The sequence below is a fragment of the Streptomyces sp. NPDC027189 genome (genome assembly GCF_055566975.1).
Window position 1 is genome coordinate 8929 of sequence record NZ_JBVHRI010000023.1, and the last position, 19089, is coordinate 28017.

Consider the following 19089-nt stretch of genomic DNA (forward strand, 5'->3'; position numbering starts at 1 on the left):
CGCGGTCACGTCACCGTCCCGGACGCCGGCTCGCGCGGTCACGTCACCGTCCCGGACGCCGGCTCGCGCGGTCACGTCACCGTCCCGGACGCCGGCTCGCGCGGTCACGTCACCGTCCCGGACGCCGGCGGCCGGCTTGCCGCCCCTGACGCCGACGTCCGCGTTCAGGTCGTCACTCCGGCCCCCTGCGCCTGCGACCGGGGCGCCGCCTTCGATGCCGATCCCTGCAGTCGAGTTGCCGCTTCCGACACCCAGGCCCGCGGTCGGGTTGCCGCCTCCGGCACTGGCGCCTGTAGCCGGGCTGCCGCTTCCGACACCCAGGCCCGCGGTCGGGTTGCCGCCTCCGACACTGGCGCCTGTAGCCGGGCTGCCGCCTTCGATGCCGCTGCCCGCGGCCGAGTTGCCGGCCCCCGCGGCCGGGTTGCCGCCTCCGGCGCCGGCTCCCGCGGCCGGGTTGCCGCCTCCGGCACCCTCGCCCGATTTGCCGCCCTCGCTTCCGACACCCGTGGCCATGTCGCCCCCACCGCCTCCGCCCCTGGCGGCCATCCGTCCCCCTTGGTCCCTCTCGCCCATCACCTGACAATCTCCGAATATCGCCCTTCCCGCCCTCACCAACAGGGAGTTGATCGCATCTCGTCGAAAGCTGCACGAAAGTGACGGGGTGTTGCGGCCTTTCTGTCCGAGTTGCCGGAGCGCGGCATCGCGGGGGCGTGACCCGGTCAGACTGGTCGGCGTGTCTGACAACACGATCGGTGGACGGTCCGGCAATCTGCCCCCGGAGACGCGGAGCTTCGTCGGGCGACTGGACGAACTCGACTGGCTGGACCAGGAGTTGGACCCCGGGATCGGGATCGACCGGCTGGTGAGTCTCGTCGGGGTCGGTGGCGTCGGCAAGACCCGGCTCGCGCTGCGGGCCGCGGGCCGGCTCAGGGACGCGTACCCCGACGGCGTGTGGCTGGTGGAGCTCTCCCCGCTGCACACGGCGGGCCTGGTGGGCCTGGCCGTCGTGGAGGCGCTGCGGCTCGCGGACCAGTCGACGGGCCCGGTCACCGAGGTGGTCGCCGAATGGGCCGAGGGTAAGCGGCTGTTGCTGGTCCTCGACTCCTGCGAGCACGTCCTCGCGGACTGCGCGGCGTTCGCCGAGGCGCTGCTGCCGGTCCTGCCAGGGCTGCGCATCCTCGTCACCAGCCGCGAGCAACTCGGCTTGCCCGGCGAACGCGTGCTGTACCTGGACCCGTTGCCGGTCGCCGACGACGCGGTGGCCCTGTTCGCCGAACGGGCGGCCGCCACCGGCTTCGCTCTCGACGACACCAACCGCGCCGCCGTCGAAGCCGTCTGCCGCCGCCTCGACGGCATACCGCTCGCCATCGAACTCGCCGCCGTCCGGCTGTCCGAGCTCTCCCTGGCCCAGCTGCACGACTGCCTCGGCGAACGCCTGCCGTCCCGGCTCGATCTGCTCGTCGCGCGCGACGGCGAGGGGCCGCCGCGACACCAGACGCTGCGTACGGCCATCGGCTGGAGCCACGAACTGTGCGCACCGCTGGAACGGCTGCTGTGGGCCCGCCTCTCGGTGTTCGCGGGCGGCTTCTGCGTGCGCGCCGCCGAGGAGGTCTGCGCGGGCGGCCCGCTGCCCGCCGGACGGATCGCCGATCTGCTCGCCCGGCTCGTCGCGAAGTCCATCGTGCGCCGCCACCGCGCCGACCCGGACCGCTTCCGACTCCTCGACACCGTACGGGAGTTCGGCGCCGACTGGTTGCGCGCGCTCGGCGAGGAACGGGCCGTACGGCTGCGCCACCGCGACCACTACCGCCGCCTGGCCCGCGAGGGCTGCGCCGAGTGGAACACCGGACGGCAGGTGGCGTGGTGCGAGCGCACCCTGACCGAACACGCCAACCTCCGCGCCGCCGTGGACTGCGCGCTCACCGAAACCGACGGACGCGTCGCCCTGGAGATGGCGGCCGACATCGGCTTCCTCTGGCGGCACTGCGGCTATCTGCGCGACGCCCAGCACTGCCTCGACCTGGCCCTCGCCACCGACCCGGCGCCGGGCCCCGACCGCACCCGGGCCCTGTGGGCGCGCGGCGCGGTGGCGCTGCTCCAGGGCGACCTGGAGGTCGCCGCCGACTGGGCGGTGAGGTGCGCCGACGCGGCGCGGGACCAGGGCGATCCGGCGGCGGTGGTGGCCGCCGGCTACCTCATCGGCGGTCAACTGGCCCTGAGCGGCCGGCTGTCCGAGGCGATCGACGTGCTGTCCGCCACGCCCCGGCTGCCCATCCGGCAGGACGGGTTCGGGGCCGCCCAGCTCCAGGTCCGCGTGGCGCTCTCCTTCTCGCACTTGTTGCGGGGCGATCACGAGCGGGCGCGTGCGGTGGCCGAGGAGGTGCGCGCGGCCAGCGTGGCGTGCGGCGAGTCGTGGGCGGGTGCCTTCGCCGACGGGATCGTGGCCCAGGCGGACCTGGCCCGCGGCGACGTCCGCGCGGCGATCGGCACCGCCCGCACCGCCCTGGCCGGGCACGGACTGCTGCACAACACCGTCGGCGCGGCCATGGCCCTCGATGTGCTCGCCGCCGGTGTCGTCGCGGCCGGCGACGGCCACCGCGCGGCCCGTCTCCTCGGTATCGGCGAGCGCGTCTGGGAACTCACCGGCCGCGCCCAGATGGACTCACCCGACCTCATCGCCACCCGCCGCTCGCATGAACTCCGCGTCCGCGAGGAGATCGGCGACACGGAGTACGAGAAGGCGTACGAAGAGGGCCTCGCCATGCCGTACGAGGAGGGGCTGGACTACGCGGCGCACGGGCGCTGACGGGCCATCTCCAGCCCGTCTGCCGTCCGGGGCCACGGGTTTTCGCCCCCTCCGCCCCTACCCGTCCCGCCCCCCTTTCGGCTGCGGCCCGGTGGGGGCTCGTCGCGCAGTTCCCCGCGCCCCTGAAAGGGGCGCAGCCCCCGGGGGCGAGACGGGCGGGACAAGCTCCCGGTCACTGGCGGGGCGTCGGCCCGCCGAACGGCAGGAACAGTGTCCGGGAGGCGAGCAGCCAGCGGTCGCCGACCTTGCGGAACGCGTCCGCGTAATTCCCGACCTGGACGGGCGGTCCGACCGGAACCATGCCCCCGGTGTGCCCGTCGACGCGGTACGTCGTGAAGTACGAGGTGGCGGTGGCCGTCGTCGGCGAGCCCACGGTGACGAGGACGTTCGCCATCACGCGGCGCGACAGCCGGTCGGCGGGACGGGAGCCGAAGTACTCCCGCAGTGCCTCGCGCCCCCGCACCGTCCGGTCGCCCTCCGGCCACTGCCAGCAGCCGTCCTCGGTGAACAGCTCGGCCACCGAGCCGGGTTCACCGAGGTCCAGACGGCGGACGAAGTCGAGAACGAGCCGCTCACAGGCGCGCTCGGCGAGGAGTTGTTCGAGGTCATCCATGACGCCGTTGCTATCAGCCGCGCGCCCGCCGCGGCGAACGTATTACACAGCCACGTACGTCACCGGATCGCTCCCCGTCACCGCCTCCGCCCGTCCCAGCTTCACCAGCCGCCGCACATGGGCCTCGGCCTCCGAGACCGCGATGTTGCGTGATCCGTAAGGGATCTGGTCCCAGGGCCGGTTCCACTCCATGCGCTCGGCGAGCTGCCAGGGGGTGAGCGGTGTCGAGAGGAGGGTCAGCAGTCCGGTGAGGCGTTCCTCGTGGTGGTCGAGCAACTCCCGTACGCGGGAAGGGGCGTCGGCGAAGGTGTGCTGGTGGGCCGGGAGCACCTCGGCGGGGTCGAGGCGGCCGACGCGCTCCAGGGAGTCGAGGTAGTCGCCGAGCGGATCGGTGACGGTGACGTCGTCGGGATCCTCGTACAGGCCGATGTGCGGGGTGATCCTCGGCAGGAGGTGGTCGCCGGAGAACAGGCGGCCGTGGCCCGGGAGGCGGGCGGGATGGTCCTCCTCCAGGTGGAGGCAGACATGGCCGGGCGTGTGGCCGGGGGTCCAGATCGCGCGCAGGCGGCGGCCCGGCAGGGCGAGGAGTTCGCCGGGGACGATCTCGCGGTCGGGCAGCGCGGGGGAGAAGCCGGGGAGGGTGCTCGGGCGGGCCGACGTCCTGGCGTTGCGCAGGGGCGCCACGTGCTCCTCGGGCGCGCCGGAGGCCGCCAGTTTGGCCGCCATGTAGGCGAACCAGCGCTCGGGCCGGTTCTCCCGCGTCCGCCGGACGATCGAGGCGTCCGCCGCGTGCATCGCGATCCAGGCCCCGGACGCCTCGCGCACCTGGCCCGACAGGCCGTGATGGTCCGGGTGGTGGTGGGTGATGACCACGCCGTGGATCTCGGCGACGGAGGTGCCGCAGGCGGTGAGGCCCTCGGCGAGAGCGTCCCAGGAGGCGGGGTCGTCCCAGCCCGTGTCGATCAGGACGGGGCCGCGGTCGGTGTCCACGACGTACACCAGGGTGTGGCCCAGGGGGTTGTCCGGGATGGGGACACTGATCGACCGTACGCCCCCGCCGTGATCGGTCACCTGCGTCATGGGCTCCCACCAATCGCCGTGTTCCGGTCACTGTCCGGTCTGTCCGGCCACTATAACTAGAACAGATTCCAATGGGTGCCCAAGTCGACCGTTCTCTCTCCGTGCCGATGTCCGGCCCGTGGACTCCGCTGACTGGAACTGGTATCAGTTCTCGTATCTGATGAAGCGTCAGAGAAGGCGTCAGGGAACGGTCCCTCGGGAGGCAGTCAGCCATGACGGAGCTCGTGGAACACGGACAGCTGTTCATAGGCGGGGAGTTGACGGACCCCCTGGGCAAGGACGTCATCGAGGTGATCTCGCCCCACACCGAAGAGGTCATCGGGCGGGTGCCGCACGCTTCGACGGCGGACGTCGACCGGGCCGTCGCCGCCGCGCGCAAGGCGTTCGACGAGGGCCCCTGGCCGCGCATGAGCCTCGACGAGCGGATCGAGGTCGTCACCCGGATCAAGGACGCGATCGCGGTGCGCCACGAGGAGATCGCCCGCGTCATCTCCTCCGAGAACGGCTCCCCGTACTCCTGGAGCGTCCTCGCGCAGGCCCTCGGCGCGATGATGGTGTGGGACGCGGCGATCACGGTCGCGCGCACCTATACGTACGAGGAGACGCGCGCCGGAGTTCTCGGGAAGATCCTCGTCCGGCGCGAGCCGGTGGGGGTCGTCGCGGCCGTGGTCCCGTGGAACGTCCCGCAGTTCGTGGCGGCGGCCAAGCTCGCGCCCGCGCTGCTGACCGGCTGCACGGTCGTACTGAAGCCGTCGCCCGAGTCACCGCTCGACGCCTATCTGCTGGGCGAGATCGCGAAGGAGGCCGGGCTGCCCGAGGGTGTGCTCTCGATCCTCCCGGCGGACCGTGAGGTCAGCGAATACCTGGTCGGACACCCGGACATCGACAAGGTCTCGTTCACCGGGTCGGTCGCGGCCGGCAAGCGCGTCATGGAGGTCGCGTCGCGCAATCTCACCCGCGTGACCCTGGAACTGGGCGGCAAGTCCGCGGCCGTGGTGCTCCCGGACGCCGACATCGAGACATCCGTCCCCGGCATCGTCTCGGCGGCCTGGATGAACAACGGCCAGGCCTGTGTCGCCCAGACCCGCATCCTGGTGCCGCGCTCGCGCTACGACGAGTTCGCGGACGCCTTCGCGGCGGCGGCCGGCGCGCTGGTGGTCGGCGACCCGCTCGACCCGGCGACCCAGGTGGGCCCGCTGGTCGCGAGGCGCCAGCAGCGGCGCAACCTCGACTACATCCGCATCGGCCAGGAGGAAGGGGCCAAGATCCTCACCGGCGGCGGCCGTCCGCCGGGCCTCGACCGCGGCTGGTATGTCGAGCCGACCCTCTTCGGCGACGTCGACAACTCCATGCGGATCGCGCGGGAGGAGATCTTCGGCCCGGTGATCTGTCTGCTCCCGTACGGCGACGAGGCCGAGGCCGTGAAGATCGCGAACGACTCGGACTACGGGCTGAGCGGCAGCGTCTGGACGGCCGACGTGGCCCATGGCATCGACGTCGCCCGCCAGGTCCGTACCGGCACCTACTCCGTCAACACCTTCAGCCTCGACATGCTCGGCCCCTTCGGCGGCTACAAGAACTCGGGCCTGGGGCGGGAGTTCGGCCCCGAGGGGTACGGCGAGTTCCTGGAGCACAAGATGATCCATCTGCCGGCCGGCTGGGAGGCGTGAGCATGGGCGACCGCTGGCAGGTGGAGGTCGACCGCTCCGTGTGCATCGGCTCCGCCCAGTGTGTCCACCATGCCCCGGACGCCTTCCGCCTCGACACCGGTATGCAGTCCCACCCGGTCGAGCCGGAGGCCGACGCCAACGAGAAGGTCCTTGAGGCGGCGGAGGGCTGCCCGGTGGAAGCGATCATGATCACGCTGCTGGGGAGCGGGGAGCCGGTGTTCCCGCCCGAGGACTAGGGAGCCGGCAACTCCGGGGTCCGTCGGCGCCCCTGCCGTGGCCTTCGGCGCGGCGGGGCGTCACCTGCCGGGTGCCCGGTACTCCACTTTCTGCCTTCTGCCGGATCGCCTCGTCGATCTTCTCCGGTAGGGGCTTCCGCCTTTCACTTGTGCCTCAGTAGTCACTTCCGCCCCTTGTCTTCCTTCCGTTGCGTGCCCGCGTCGCGGTCGGAGGCTCGTACGGGGTTACCCGGATGATTTCGGCCAAAAAAGTTGGCATTCGGGTGGTTCTATCCGCCGGTAGACGTTCTATCCTGGTAAGTGCCTACGGGGCGAGTGAGGGAGTTCAACCGGAGTAGCCGACTTTGGCGAGACGCTCAGGCATCCGCTGGGGCCGACGTCGACGGTCGGGCTGAGAGGCCGGAAGGTAGCAGTCAGACCGGATGGCGACCCCCATTACCTGATCCGGGTAATACCGGCGAAGGGAACCCGTCTCGTAGGTTTTTTGTGTGCCCGCGCGCCGGCGTTCTGTGTGCCTGCGCGCCCTTTCTGTGGGCTCGCGCGCCCCGGCCCTAGCCCTGTGCGTCCGGGTCCGTCAGATCGATCAGGCGGCACACCGTCTCGATGTCGATCTTGACCTGGGCGATCGAGGCCCGGCCCGAGAGCCAGGTGATCAGGGCCGAGTGCCAGGTGTGCTCGATGACGCGGACGGCGGAGAGCTGGGCGGGGGTGGGGTCGTCGAGGCCCATGGCGTCGAGGATGATCACCGTGGTCTGCCGGGAGACCTGGTCGACCTCGGGGCTGACGCTGCGGTCCGCGAAGGTGAGCGCGCGGACCATGGCGTCGGCGAGATGCGGCTCGCGCTGCAGGGCGCGGAACGCCCGCATCAGCGTCTCCGCCACCCGCTCTGCCGCGGTGTCCCCGGCCGGCGGCTTCTTGCGCAGCGTGCCGTGCATGTGTTCCAACTGGTCCTGCATCGTGGCGACCAGCAGATGGACCTTCGACGGGAAGTAGCGGTACAGCGTGCCCAGGGCGACCTGCGACGACTCCGCGACCTCGCGCATCTGTACGGCGTCGAAGCCGCCCCGGCTGGCCAGCTGCGCGCTCGCGTGCAGGATCCGGCGGCGGCGCGCCTCCTGCCGCTCGGTGAGCGGGGGAGTGGCCGGGTGCGGGGTGGAGTGCGTGGAGGAGGGCGTGGACGGCTGCGACGCCGACCGCGCGTTCTTCGAGTCCGCCTTGGCTTCCGCAGGCATGGGTCCGTTCCGTGACATCAGCGAGGGGGAGCGACGAGTCAGCATGGCAGGGCTTCCGGCTGCCGTGCGAATCATCGGACCCCGCCATTCCGTCGTGGCGTGAATCACCTGATCCACCGCTCACAGCGGCGCTACCTGCCGGTAGATTCAGTGCTCCTTGAACGATCAAGTCTGAAACTTGTTCTAGATTAGCGTCCCGGCGTAATCTCGCGGGAAAGTGCAGGGAGAAGGGGGCCGGAAGTGACCGCTGAGGCCATGGAGGCGGGCCCCGGGGAGGGTGCGGCCGCCGACGGGGACCGACCTCTGCGCATCGCGCTCCTCACCTATAAGGGAAACCCGTTCTGCGGCGGCCAGGGCGTCTACGTACGGCACCTCTCGCGCGAGCTCGCCCGCCTCGGCCACCGGGTCGAGGTCATCGGCTCCCAGCCCTATCCCGTGCTGGACGAAGGCCTCCCCGAGCTGAGCCTCACCGAGCTGCCCAGCCTCGACCTGTACCGCCAGCCCGACCCCTTTCGCACCCCGAAGGGCGAGGAGTTCCGGGACTGGGTCGACGCGCTCGAGGTCGGCACGATGTGGACCGGGGGCTTTCCCGAGCCGCTGACCTTCTCGCTGCGCGCCCGGCGTCATCTGCGTGCCCGCCGAGGCGAGTTCGACGTCGTCCACGACAACCAGACCCTCGGCTACGGCCTGTTGGGCGACGTGGGCGCGCCGCTCGTCACCACCATCCACCACCCCATCACCGTCGACCGGCAGCTGGAGCTGGACGCCGCCGAGGGCTGGCAGCGCCGCGCTTCCGTACGCCGCTGGTACGCCTTCACACGCATGCAGAAGCGCGTCGCGCGCCGCCTGCCGTCGGTGCTCACCGTCTCCGGTACGTCACGCCAGGAGATCGTCGACCACCTGGGCGTGGCGCAGGACCGTATCCACGTCGTGCACATCGGCGCGGACACCGACCTTTTCTCGCCGGATCCGGCGGTGCGGCAGGTGCCGGGCCGCATCGTGACGACGTCCAGCGCGGACGTGCCGCTCAAGGGCCTGGTCTTCCTCGTCGAGGCGCTCGCGAAGGTGCGAACCGAGCACCCCGGCGCCCACCTCGTCGTCGTCGGCAAGCGCGCCGAGGACGGGCCCGTCGCCCAGGCCATCGAGCGGTACGGGCTCGAAGGCGCCGTCGAGTTCGTCAAGGGGATCTCCGACGCGGAACTGGTCGACCTGGTGCGTTCGGCGGAGGTCGCCTGCGTGCCGTCGCTGTACGAGGGCTTCTCCCTCCCGGCTGCGGAGGCCATGGCGACCGGCACGCCGCTGGTGGCCACGACCGGCGGGGCGATCCCGGAGGTCGCCGGGCCCGACGGCCAGACCTGCCTCGCGGTGCCGCCCGGCGACTCGGGCGCGCTGGCCGCCGCGCTGAGCCGACTGCTCGGCGACCCGGAGCTGCGGGTACGCCTCGGCGTCGCCGGCCGTGAGCGGGTACTGCAGCGCTTCACCTGGGCCCGAGCCGCCGAGGGGACGGTGGCCCACTACCGCGAAGCCATGGCCGGCTCCGCGGGCGCGGCCCCCCGCCGCTTCGCGCCCACGTCTCCCGACCGCTCCGCGGCCACCGAGGGGGCCGAAGCCCCCGCCCCGGACGCCGCCGAAGAACTAGTTGTCGCCAACCGCGAAAGCAGGGCCACGTGCTGACCGTCGACTTCTCCCGGTTCCCGCTCGCCCCGGGCGACCGCGTCCTGGACCTCGGCTGCGGTGCCGGCCGGCACGCGTTCGAGTGCTACCGGCGCGGCGCCCAGGTCGTCGCGCTGGACCAGAACGGCGAGGAGATCCGCGAGGTCGCCAAGTGGTTCGCGGCGATGAAGGAGGCGGGTGAGGCACCCGCCGGAGCCACCGCGACGGCCATGGAGGGCGACGCGCTGGCGCTGCCCTTCCCCGACGAGTCCTTCGACGTAGTGATCATCTCCGAGGTCATGGAGCACATCCCGGACGACAAGGGCGTCCTCGCGGAGATGGTCCGGGTGCTGAAGCCGGGCGGCCGCATCGCGATCACCGTTCCGCGCTACGGCCCCGAGAAGGTCTGCTGGGCGCTGTCCGACGCGTACCACGAGGTCGAGGGCGGCCACATCCGCATCTACAAGGCGGACGAACTGCTGGCGAAGATCCGCGAGGCCGGCCTCAAGCCCTACGGCACCCACCACGCGCACGCCCTCCACTCCCCGTACTGGTGGCTGAAGTGCGCGTTCGGCGTCGACAACGACAAGGCGCTGCCCGTGCGGGCGTACCACAAGCTCCTGGTCTGGGACATCATGAAGAAACCCCTGGCCACACGGGTCGCCGAGCAGGCGCTGAACCCGCTGATCGGCAAGAGCTTCGTGGCGTACGCGACCAAGCCCCACCTCCCCCTGGTGGACGCCAAGTGACCACCCCCCGGACAGAACACCTCGTCCTGCCCGGGGTCCTCACCGCCGAGCAGGCTGCCGCCACGGTGCGCGGGATCCTCGGGGTGCAGCGCCCGGACGGCGCCATACCGTGGTTCCGTGGGCACCACCTCGACCCGTGGGACCACACCGAGGCGGCCATGGCGCTCGACGCGGCGGGGGAGCACGAGGCGGCGGAGCGCGCGTACGAGTGGCTGGCCAGGCACCAGAACGCGGACGGCTCCTGGTACGCGGCGTACGCAGACGGGGACTTCGAGGACGTCACCGACCGCGGCCGCGAGACGAACTTCTGCGCGTACATCGCCGTCGGCGTCTGGCACCACTATCTGGCCACCGGCGACGACACGTTCCTGGACCGCATGTGGCCTGCCGTCTACGCGGCCGTGGAGTTCGTGCTCGGACTCCAGCAGCCCGGCGGGCAGATCGGCTGGAAGCGCGAGGACGACGGCACGGCGGTGAACGATGCGCTGCTGACCGGGAGTTCGTCGATCCATCATGCGTTGCGCTGTGCGCTCGCCATCGCCGAGCAGCGGGAAGAGCCGCAGCCCGACTGGGAGTTGGCGGCCGGCGCGCTGCGGCACGCGATCGGGCTCCACCCCGAGCGGTTCCTCGACAAGGACCGCTACTCGATGGACTGGTACTACCCCGTGCTCGGCGGCGCGTTGACGGGCGCCGAGGCCAAGTCCCGTATCGAGGAGGGCTGGGACCGTTTCGTGGTCCCCGGGTTCGGTGTCCGCTGCGTGGTGCCCAACCCGTGGGTGACCGGCGGCGAATCGGCCGAACTCGCCCTCGCCCTGTGGGCGGTGGGCGAGTCCGACCGCGCCCTGGAGATCCTCCAGTCCATCCAGCACCTGCGCGACCCCAAGACCGGCCTGTACTGGACGGGCTACGTCTTCGAGGACCAGGCCATCTGGCCCGAGGAACTCACCACCTGGACCGCCGGTTCACTCCTGCTGGCCGTCGCCGCGCTGGGCGGCGACGAGCCCACCTGCGCGGTCTTCGGCGGCGAACGCCTTCCGTGGGGCCTGGACCCCGACTGCTGCACGTAGTGGCTTTCCGGGCTCCGGATGCTCAGTGCCGGTGCATACGGTTGGCGATCGCGTGGCCCACGAACAGGTACACGACGGCCGCCAGGCCGTAGCCCGCGACGACGCGCGCCCACGCGTCGTCGAAGGTGAACAGGTCACGCGACCAGCCGGCGAGCCAGGTGGCCGCGTCATGGACGAACTGCACCAGGTCGTTGGCGCGGTTGGCGTCCAGCAGATACATCAGGATCCACAGGCCGAGGATGACGGCCATCACGTCCGCGACGATCGCGATGACCGTCCCCGCCTGATTCGAGCCGTTGCGATATGGAGGGGACATGCCCGGCGAGTAGCCAGTGCATCGTGGGTGAAACCCGAACGGGTTCGCTCAAGTGGCGCAATCGCCGGGACGGGGTGAGGCTGCCGGTAGAGCCGTGTTCTCCCGTGACCAGGGAGAGCCATGTCCCTGTCCAGGGAGAACTCTGTCCCTGACCAGGGGGAACCGTTCCCTTCCCGGAGGACCCCGTGCCCGTACCGAGACGGCGCCTGATCGTGGCGCTCACCCTGTCCTGCGCCCTGCTCACCGGCGCCACCGCCTGCGGCAGTGACAGCACCACGAAGGACACCACCGCCGTGGCCGCGGCCGCCACTCCCAGTCCCACGACCTCCGCGGAGAAGCAGAAGTTCTCCAAGACCCGCTTCGTGGCGAACGCGGGGCTCGCGGCAGGAGCCACCTACCAGTGGATCGTCAAGCCGTGGAAGGCCGGCAACTTCAAGAAGGGTGCGAAGGGGCGCAATCTCGCCCTGGTCAAGGCGGGGCTCGCGGGCACGTTCGCGTACAACCGCCTCAAGGCGGCCGCGAAGAACGCCCAGGGCGACCCGGCGCTCTCCAAGGCCATCGCCCCGCTCACCGCGGGGATCGAAGCGCTCAAGGGCCTGCCTTCCAAGCTGCGCAAGGGCGACGGGACCGACGATGCCGTGAGCTCCTTCGACGACGTCATCAACAAGGTGAAGGACGCCGGTAAGAGCGCGGGCGCCGAGGTCAAGGACCAGGTGCCGTCGGCGTCGCAGCTCACCGGTGGTTAGGGCCAGTCTTTCGGATCAGGCCGACTCCACGAGACGGCGCCTGATCAGCACCGGTGAGCGGAGCTTGGTGCGTGCAGCTGCAAGGCGGAGGAGGGCGACGACGCGATGGGGGTCCCCCCGCTCGAGCGAAGCCGAGAGTGGGGGAGTCGGCACCGACGACAACGCCGCAGACGCGCGTGCCAAGCCCCGCGGCCCAGGGCTGATCCGAAAGACAGGCCCTGGCCGGCTATGAGTTGAGTTCGGCGAGTACCCGTAGCGTGTGTGGGTCCGGGGACAGGACCAGCAGGTCGGTCACCGGACCTTTGCGCCACAACTCCAGCCGCTCGGCGATGCGTTCGCGCGGTCCGACCAGCGAGATCTCGTCGGCGAAGGCGTCCGGGACGGCGAGGACGGCCTCCTCGCGACGCCCGGCGAGGAACAGCTCCTGGATGTGGCGCGCCTCCTCCTCGTAGCCCATGCGCGCCATCAGATCGGCGTGGAAGTTGCGCGCCGCGTGCCCCATCCCGCCGATGTAGAAGCCCAGCATCGCCTTGACGGGCAGCAGTCCTTCGGCGAGGTCGTCGCAGACGTGGGCGCGGGCCATGGGGGCGACGAGGAAGTGAGATTTGCTCGATCCCTCGCGGGCTTCGCGCACGTCGGTGAGCGAGGCCTCGTACGCCTGGGGGCGGGTCGGCGACCAGTACAGCGGGAGCCAGCCGTCCGCGATCCGGGTCGTCTGCGCGATGTTCTTCGGGCCCTCGGCGCCCAGCAGGACGGGCAGTTCGGCGCGCAGGGGGTGCGTGATCGGCTTCAACGCCTTGCCGAGGCCCGTGCCGTCGGCGCCCCGGTACGGGTGGGAGTGGAAGCGCCCGTCGAGTTCAACGGGGGCCGCACGCCTGAGGACTTGGCGTACGACATCCACGTACTCCCTGGTCGCGGTCAGCGGCGACTTCGGGAACGGCCGCCCGTACCAGCCCTCGACGACCTGCGGGCCCGACAGCCCGAGGCCGAGCATCATGCGTCCGCCCGAGAGGTGGTCCAGGGTGAGCGCGTGCATCGCGGTGGTGGTGGGGGATCGGGCGGCCATCTGCGCGACGGCCGTGCCGAGTTGGATACGGGACGTCCGCGCGGCGATCCAGGTGAGCGGGGTGAAGGCGTCCGAGCCCCAGGACTCGGCGGTCCACACGGAGTGGTATCCGAGCCGTTCCGCCTCCTGGGCGAGCGGCACATGGTCCGCCGAAGGGCCGCGCCCCCAGTAGCCGAGTGCGAGACCGAGCCGCATGTCCCCTCCAGGCGCCGATGTCTGATGGACTGTCAGCTGTACGTCCGGCTGGCGACTGTACGACAACGGCCCCCCACCCGGAAGGGCGAGGGGCCGTACGTACGGGAAGCGGGCGTCAGCCGCGCTGGATCCCCGAGGTGTCCTGCAGAACGCCACGACGGCCGTCCTGGGTCTGCGCCACCAGGGTGGCACCGCGCTGCTCGACGGCCAGGTACCAGGTGCCCGGCGCCAGTTCGGCGATCGGCGCCTGCGAACCGTCCTCCGAGAACAGCGGTCGCGGCACCGGCACGGCGAACCAGAACGGCGAGAAGTCCTGGGCGGCGGGCTGCTGCGCCTGCGGGGCCGGCTGCTGCGGCTGGGGCTGCGACGGACCACCGAACGGCTGCCCCTGCTGCGGCTGGGCGCCGTAGGGCTGACCCGGCTGCTGGGCGCCGGGGTAGCCGTAACCGCCCTGGGGCTGGCCGCCGTAGGGCTGGGGGGCGATGGGCCTGGGGGCGCCGACGAGGGCGGCGTTCAGGGCCGGGACCAGCGGGGTGGCGATCGCGGCGGCGGCCAGGACCAGCGCGGCGATCAGGCCGAGGATGAGACCCGAGCCCGCGCCGACGTCCGAGGTGCCGAAGGTGTCGCTGAACGCGCCCAACGGGTCGATGATGGTCCAGAACGAGGTCCACAGGGCGAAGAGCGTCAGGGCCACCCCGAGCTGGCCGAGGTCGAGCCCGATGACCTTCCGCGGCTGCGGGAGCGCGCGGGCGACAACGATCAGAGCCGCACCGACGATGCCACCGATGTACATGCTCATCACAAGGCCCAGGTTGTCCCAGGCGTTGAGAGAGTTGCTGCCGGACGGGTCGTACGTGCTGAGGAACGACGCGATGAACAGCAATACCGCTGCTCCGATCACCACGCCGTCGCCTCGAGTGAGGGAGCGGATATTCACTTCAGGTCCTTCGTCAGTCGTCTCGTCATCGGTGGAGGCGTCGCTGTCACCATGTCGCCGTCAGGCCCTGGTGTGAAGCGCGGGGGTGGCCCCTCATCGTACGGACGACACTATCGCCCGTCCGACCTGGGTGTGCGCCGGGTGTAACCCCGTGATCGCTACCCGCGCAGGAAACTCACGATTCCCTCAGAGATCCCACGCGCCGCCTTCTGCCGCCACGCGCCGCTGGTGAGCAACGCCGCGTCCTTGCTATCGCGCATGTTGCCGCACTCGATGAACACCTTCGGAACCGTTGACAGATTGAGACCGCCGAGATCCTTTCGGACCACGAGACCGGTGCCGTCACCGACGTAGTTGGAGGGCGCGCTGCCCGTTTCGCGGACGAACAGGCCCGCGATGCGCTCGCCCAGATCGCGGGACGGGGTGACGATCGGGCGGGTGTCGGCGGCGCCCGAGTGCACGGACGCGGGAAGGATCACATGGAAGCCGCGGTTGCCGGCCGCCGAGCCGTCCGCGTGGATGGAGACGACCGCGTCGGCGTGAGCCTTGTCACCGATCTCGGCCCGCTCGTCCACGCACGGGCCCCATGAGCGGTCACCGTCGTGTGTGAACTTCACCGTGGCGCCCTGCTGTTGCAGGATCGTCCGCATCCGGCGCGCGACGTCGAGCGTGAACTGGGCTTCCGTGTAACCCGCGTTGGTCGACGTGCCCGTCGTGTCGCACTCCTTCCAGTTCGTGCCGATGTTCACCTTGCGGTTGATCTCGGCGGCGTGCTGGAAGTTGCCCGGGTTGTGCCCCGGGTCGATGACGACGACCTTGCCCTTGAGGGGGCCGGAGGCGGCGGGTGCGGACCCGGAGGGCGTCGAGGCCGAGGTCGAGTTCGAGGTCGGTGAGGTACTCGGCTTGCTGTCGTCCGTGCCGGTGGCGGACGCCGTGGGGGAGTCGGGCGCGGAGGACGACGGCGCCGCCCCCGCCTTGTCGGACCCGCCACCCGAGTCGTCGCCCACCGCCTGCCACACCAGCCATCCGGCCAGCGCACCGGGTACGAGCGCGGCGACCGCGACGGTGAGTGGTCCGCGCCGGGAACGGCGCGGCTGGGGCGGATCGAAGTCAGGGCCTACGTACGACACGTCAGCGACTCTAACCGTGCCCTCAGATCCCCGCTCCCGTTCGCCGCAGGACGCGCAACGAGTCGGTCACCGAGATCTCGGTGAACGCGCCGGACTCCAGGGCCCTGAGGTAGACGCGGTACGGGGCCTGGCCGGTGAACTCGTCGGCCGGGTCGGGGAAGACGTCGTGGATCACGAGGAGGCCGCCTTCGGCCACATGCGGTGCCCAGCCCTCGTAGTCGCGGTTGGCGTGCTCGTCGGTGTGGCCGCCGTCGACGAAGACGAAACCGAGCGGCGTCCGCCAGAACGCGGCGATCTGCGGCGAGCGGCCGACGATCGCGACCACGTGGTCCTCCAGGCCCGCCTTGTGCAGGGTGCGGCGGAAGGTGGGGAGCGTGTCCATCCGGCCGATCTCGGGGTCGACGGTGGACGGGTCGTGGTACTCCCACCCCGGCTGCTGCTCCTCGCTGCCCCGGTGGTGGTCGACCGTGATCGCCGTCACCCCGGCCTCGCGCGCGGCGTCGGCGAGCAGGATCGTGGAGCGCCCGCAGTAGGTGCCGACCTCCAGCAGCGGCAGCCCGAGCCGCCCGGCCTCGACGGCGGCCTCGTACAGCGCGAGCCCCTCGCCGAGCGGCATGAACCCCTTCGCGGCCTCGAAGGCGGCGAGGATCTCGGGCTTGGGTGCCGCGGGCATGGGGTTCCTCCTGCGTGTACGGGACTTCGTGCGGGGCTGCGGGACACATGGTGGCACGGCCTCTCGTACACCCGTGCTGGTGTCTTGACCTCAACCAAGGTTGATGTCAGAGGCTTCTCGCCATGACCGACGAGATCGTTCAGTGGATCAGAGACCGAGCCCGCCCGACCCACCTCCTCCCGTTGGCCGACCTCGTCGGCGACGCCCAGGTCGTGGCGCTCGGCGCGTCGAGCCGCCAGTCCCACGAGCTGGCCACGGCCTCGTACGGCGTCATCCGGCAGCTCGTCGAGGAGCTGGGCTTCCGCTCCGTCGCGCTGGAGGGGGACGACCCGTCGAGGCTCGGACTCGACGAGTACCTCCGCACCGGTGAGGGCGACCCCCGCGCGCTGCTCGCCGAGGCGCGGCCGTTCCTGCGGACCGAGGAGATCCTCGACACCGTCCTGTGGATGCGCGCGTACAACCGCGGTCACCCGGACGACCAGGTGCGCTTCGCCGGTACCGCCCTGCGGCCGCTGCGGAAGCCCTCCGGGCTCGACGGTCTCGCCGAGATCGAGCTGGGCATGGCCGAGGACATGATCGAGTGGCACGCACGGACAGGAGACAGGATCGTCTACTGGGGAGGCATGGTGCACACCGCCAAGGGCGATCCGCGGACCATCTCCCCCTCGGCCATGCCGACGACCCACCGGAACGCGGGCGGCCATCTGCGCGAGCACTTCGGAGCGGGGTTCGTGTCCATCGGCCAGATGTTCCAGCACGGCAAGGTCCCGTACCCGGTCCCCGCCCCGCCGCCGGAGTTCGCCGAAGCGGTCCTGGGAAGCGTCGGGCTGCCCGCCTACCTCCTGGATCTGCGGGGCGAGGCGCCGGAGCCGGTGAGGAACTGGCTGAGCGCGCCGGCCAGGACACGGCTGATCGGGCCCGCCTTCGATGCCGCGGCCAATGCCGACCACTACATGGCCGGCGGATCGCTCGGAGAGTGGTTCGACGCGATCATCCATGTGCGGGAGGTCACTCCGGCCCTGTTCTTCTGAGCAGGGTGGGTACGCGAACACCCCCGCCGCGTGAGCGACGGGGGCGGGGGCGCGACAAGGAGCAGGTGAAGGAGCGAGCAGGCGACCGGTTACGCGGGGACCGTCTCGCCCGGCAGCGCCAGGTCCACCTCGACCGGACGCTCGTCGCCCGCGTGTGTCGCCGAGGAGGCGAGCGGGCCGTGGCCGGTGGCCCTGGCGGCCAGGACGTAGGCGCCTTCGGCGGGCACGACCAGCGCGTAGCGGCCGTCCTCGCCGGAGAGCGTCGCGCCGGCCTGGCGGCCGCGCCGGTCGATCAGGGTGACCTTGGCGCGGGCGACCGGGTCGCCGTCGGCGTTCAGGACGCGGCCGCGGAAGCCGCGGAGCACCTCGTTCGCCCGCTCCAGGGCGGCGTCCTCCTCGCTGCTGGCTCGCAGCTGGGGCTTGGTCGCCGGGCGTCGGCCGGGCAGGAAGAGGGCCATGAGCAGGCCGACCGCCACCGCGCCCGTCGCGATCAGGAAGGAGACGCGGAAGCCGTGCATGGTGGGGATCGCGACGCCGTTGACGTGGTTGGCCGTGTTGGCGAGCACCATGCCGATGACGGCGCTCGACACCGACGTGCCGATGGAGCGCATCAGGGTGTTCAGGCCGTTGGCCGCGCCCGTCTCCGAGGCCGGGACCGCGCCGACGATCAGCGCGGGCAGCGAGGAGTACGCGAGGCCGATGCCCGCGCCCAGGACCACCGCGATGACAAGGCTCTGCCAGGCGGCGCTCATCAGACCGAGGCCCGCGCCGTAGCCGATCGCGATGATCAGCATGCCGAGGATCAGCGTGACCTTGGGGCCGTACTTGGCGGAGAGGCGGGCGTAGACCGGCGCGGTGAACATCATCGTCAGGCCGAGCGGCGCCACCAGCAGACCCGCGGTGACCATCGACTGGCCGAGGCCGTAGCCCGTGGCCTTCGGCAGCTGCAGCAGCTGGGGCAGGACCAGCGAGACGACGTAGAAGGAGACGCCGACCATGATCGAGGCGAGGTTGGTGAAGAGCACCGCGGGGCGGGCCGTGGTGCGCAGATCGACCAGCGGAGCCTTCAGACGCAGCTCCATCACGCCCCACAGGACGAGCACGGCGGCGGACGCGGCGAACAGGCCGAGCGTGGTGGCCGAGGTCCAGCCCCAGTCGCTGCCCTTGGTGATCGGCAGCAGGAACAGGACGAGGCCCACGGAGAGGCCTAGCGCGCCCAGTACGTCGAAGGTGCCCTCGGCGCGCATCGGGGACTCCGGCACGACGAGGAGAGTGAGGACGATCGAGAGGACGCCGAGGCCGGCGGCGCCGTAGAAGAGGGCGTGCCAGTTCGCGTGCTGCGCGACCAGGGCCGCGGCGGGCAGCGCGAGTCCGCCGCCGACGCCGATCGAGGAGCTCATCAGGGCCATCGCCGAGCCGAGCTTCTCGCGGGGCAGCATGTCGCGCATCAGGCCGATGCCGAGCGGGATCGCGCCCATGGCGAAGCCCTGGAGCGTACGGCCCGCGATCATCGGCAGCAGGGTGCTGGTCAGGGCGCTGATCAGGGCGCCGACCACCATCACGGCCAGGCTGGTGAGCAGCATGCGCCGCTTGCCGAAGAGGTCGCCGAGGCGCCCCATGATCGGCGTGGCCACGGCGCCCGAGAGCAGAGTCGATGTCAGGACCCAGGTGGCGTTGCTGGGCTCGGTGCTCAGCAGCGTCGGCAGGTCCTTGATGACCGGGACGAGCAGGGTCTGCATCACCGCGACAACGATGCCCGCGAAGGCGAGCACCGGCACGGTCGCGCCGCTCGGCCTCCGCGTGGGCTGGTCGGTCGTCGTGTGCGTCATGGGGTGGGGCCTCCAGGCCGGAAGAAGAGAAGTACTCGGGAAGTAAGGGGGAGGGCGATC

General features: G+C 71.3%; 17 protein-coding genes and 1 pseudogene. 8 read left to right on the forward strand and 10 right to left on the reverse strand.

Annotated features, from left to right (window positions below; all coding sequences use genetic code 11):
• Positions 1–546: pseudogene (locus ACZ4RZ_RS37755) on the reverse strand (hypothetical protein); the annotation flags it as partial.
• A 187-nt stretch (positions 547–733) separates the two neighbouring features.
• Between ACZ4RZ_RS37755 and ACZ4RZ_RS37760 the strand changes: the two are divergent.
• Complete coding sequence (locus ACZ4RZ_RS37760; protein ID WP_467751569.1) at positions 734–2806, forward strand: ATP-binding protein; 2073 nt, start codon at positions 734–736, stop codon at positions 2804–2806.
• Positions 2807–2978: 172 nt separating this feature from the next.
• On the opposite strand, the gene ACZ4RZ_RS37765 is transcribed toward ACZ4RZ_RS37760, so the two are convergent.
• Together ACZ4RZ_RS37765 and ACZ4RZ_RS37770 are read right to left on the reverse strand one after the other, a co-directional pair.
• A complete protein-coding gene (locus tag ACZ4RZ_RS37765) occupies positions 2979–3419 on the reverse strand; it encodes a nuclear transport factor 2 family protein (protein WP_467751571.1) in 441 nt (146 codons plus the stop codon).
• Positions 3420–3461: 42 nt separating this feature from the next.
• Positions 3462–4499, reverse strand: coding sequence for an MBL fold metallo-hydrolase (locus tag ACZ4RZ_RS37770; RefSeq protein WP_467751573.1), 1038 nt, complete (start codon positions 4497–4499; stop codon positions 3462–3464).
• A 212-nt stretch (positions 4500–4711) separates the two neighbouring features.
• On the opposite strand from ACZ4RZ_RS37770, the gene ACZ4RZ_RS37775 reads away from it, so the two are divergent.
• Complete coding sequence (locus tag ACZ4RZ_RS37775) at positions 4712–6169, forward strand: aldehyde dehydrogenase (protein WP_467751575.1); 1458 nt, start codon at positions 4712–4714, stop codon at positions 6167–6169.
• Positions 6170–6171: 2 nt separating this feature from the next.
• Entirely contained in the window at positions 6172–6405 is a 234-nt protein-coding gene (locus tag ACZ4RZ_RS37780; protein WP_467751576.1) for a ferredoxin, read from the forward strand.
• Positions 6406–6956: 551 nt separating this feature from the next.
• On the opposite strand, the gene ACZ4RZ_RS37785 is transcribed toward ACZ4RZ_RS37780, so the two are convergent.
• The gene (locus ACZ4RZ_RS37785; RefSeq protein ID WP_467751577.1) at positions 6957–7637 is read right to left on the reverse strand and encodes a TetR family transcriptional regulator; all 681 of its coding nucleotides are present in this window, start codon (positions 7635–7637) and stop codon (positions 6957–6959) included.
• A 240-nt stretch (positions 7638–7877) separates the two neighbouring features.
• Between ACZ4RZ_RS37785 and ACZ4RZ_RS37790 the strand changes: the two genes are divergently transcribed.
• Genes ACZ4RZ_RS37790 through ACZ4RZ_RS37800 form a run of 3 tightly spaced genes read left to right on the forward strand, consistent with a single transcriptional unit; the run spans position 7878 to position 11106 of the window.
• A complete protein-coding gene (locus ACZ4RZ_RS37790) occupies positions 7878–9311 on the forward strand; it encodes a glycosyltransferase family 4 protein (RefSeq protein WP_467751578.1) in 1434 nt (477 codons plus the stop codon).
• The gene (locus ACZ4RZ_RS37795; RefSeq protein ID WP_467751580.1) at positions 9305–10039 is read left to right on the forward strand and encodes a class I SAM-dependent methyltransferase; all 735 of its coding nucleotides are present in this window, start codon (positions 9305–9307) and stop codon (positions 10037–10039) included. The genes ACZ4RZ_RS37790 and ACZ4RZ_RS37795 overlap by 7 nt, the downstream gene beginning before the upstream one ends.
• Entirely contained in the window at positions 10036–11106 is a 1071-nt protein-coding gene (locus ACZ4RZ_RS37800; protein ID WP_467751582.1) for a prenyltransferase, read from the forward strand. The genes ACZ4RZ_RS37795 and ACZ4RZ_RS37800 overlap by 4 nt, the downstream gene beginning before the upstream one ends.
• Before the next feature lie 22 nt (positions 11107–11128).
• Here the strand turns inward: ACZ4RZ_RS37800 and ACZ4RZ_RS37805 are convergent, their stop codons facing one another.
• Positions 11129–11422 (reverse strand): hypothetical protein, encoded by a 294-nt coding sequence (locus ACZ4RZ_RS37805; protein ID WP_467751584.1) that lies wholly within the window; start codon positions 11420–11422, stop codon positions 11129–11131.
• A gap of 185 nt (positions 11423–11607) precedes the next feature.
• On the opposite strand from ACZ4RZ_RS37805, the gene ACZ4RZ_RS37810 reads away from it, so the two are divergent.
• A complete protein-coding gene (locus ACZ4RZ_RS37810) occupies positions 11608–12168 on the forward strand; it encodes a hypothetical protein (protein ID WP_467751586.1) in 561 nt (186 codons plus the stop codon).
• A 226-nt stretch (positions 12169–12394) separates the two neighbouring features.
• Here the strand turns inward: ACZ4RZ_RS37810 and ACZ4RZ_RS37815 are convergent, their stop codons facing one another.
• The 4 genes from ACZ4RZ_RS37815 to ACZ4RZ_RS37830 all read right to left on the reverse strand — a co-directional run bounded on the left by ACZ4RZ_RS37815 (position 12395) and on the right by ACZ4RZ_RS37830 (position 16169).
• The gene (locus ACZ4RZ_RS37815; protein ID WP_467751588.1) at positions 12395–13429 is read right to left on the reverse strand and encodes an LLM class F420-dependent oxidoreductase; all 1035 of its coding nucleotides are present in this window, start codon (positions 13427–13429) and stop codon (positions 12395–12397) included.
• A 115-nt stretch (positions 13430–13544) separates the two neighbouring features.
• Positions 13545–14366: a hypothetical protein gene (locus ACZ4RZ_RS37820; protein ID WP_467751590.1), complete on the reverse strand. Its 822-nt coding sequence runs from the start codon at positions 14364–14366 to the stop codon at positions 13545–13547.
• A 158-nt stretch (positions 14367–14524) separates the two neighbouring features.
• Entirely contained in the window at positions 14525–15496 is a 972-nt protein-coding gene (locus ACZ4RZ_RS37825) for an N-acetylmuramoyl-L-alanine amidase (protein WP_467751592.1), read from the reverse strand.
• A 22-nt stretch (positions 15497–15518) separates the two neighbouring features.
• On the reverse strand, positions 15519–16169 hold the full coding sequence (locus ACZ4RZ_RS37830; RefSeq protein WP_406168315.1) for a class I SAM-dependent methyltransferase: 651 nt from the start codon (positions 16167–16169) through the stop codon (positions 15519–15521).
• 122 nt (positions 16170–16291) lie between these two features.
• Here ACZ4RZ_RS37830 and ACZ4RZ_RS37835 point away from each other — a divergent pair, with 122 nt between their 5' ends.
• Positions 16292–17200, forward strand: coding sequence for an erythromycin esterase family protein (locus tag ACZ4RZ_RS37835; RefSeq protein WP_467751594.1), 909 nt, complete (start codon positions 16292–16294; stop codon positions 17198–17200).
• 89 nt (positions 17201–17289) lie between these two features.
• On the opposite strand, the gene ACZ4RZ_RS37840 is transcribed toward ACZ4RZ_RS37835, so the two are convergent.
• Complete coding sequence (locus ACZ4RZ_RS37840) at positions 17290–19029, reverse strand: MFS transporter (protein ID WP_467751596.1); 1740 nt, start codon at positions 19027–19029, stop codon at positions 17290–17292.
• Between the last annotated feature and the right edge of the window lie 60 nt (positions 19030–19089).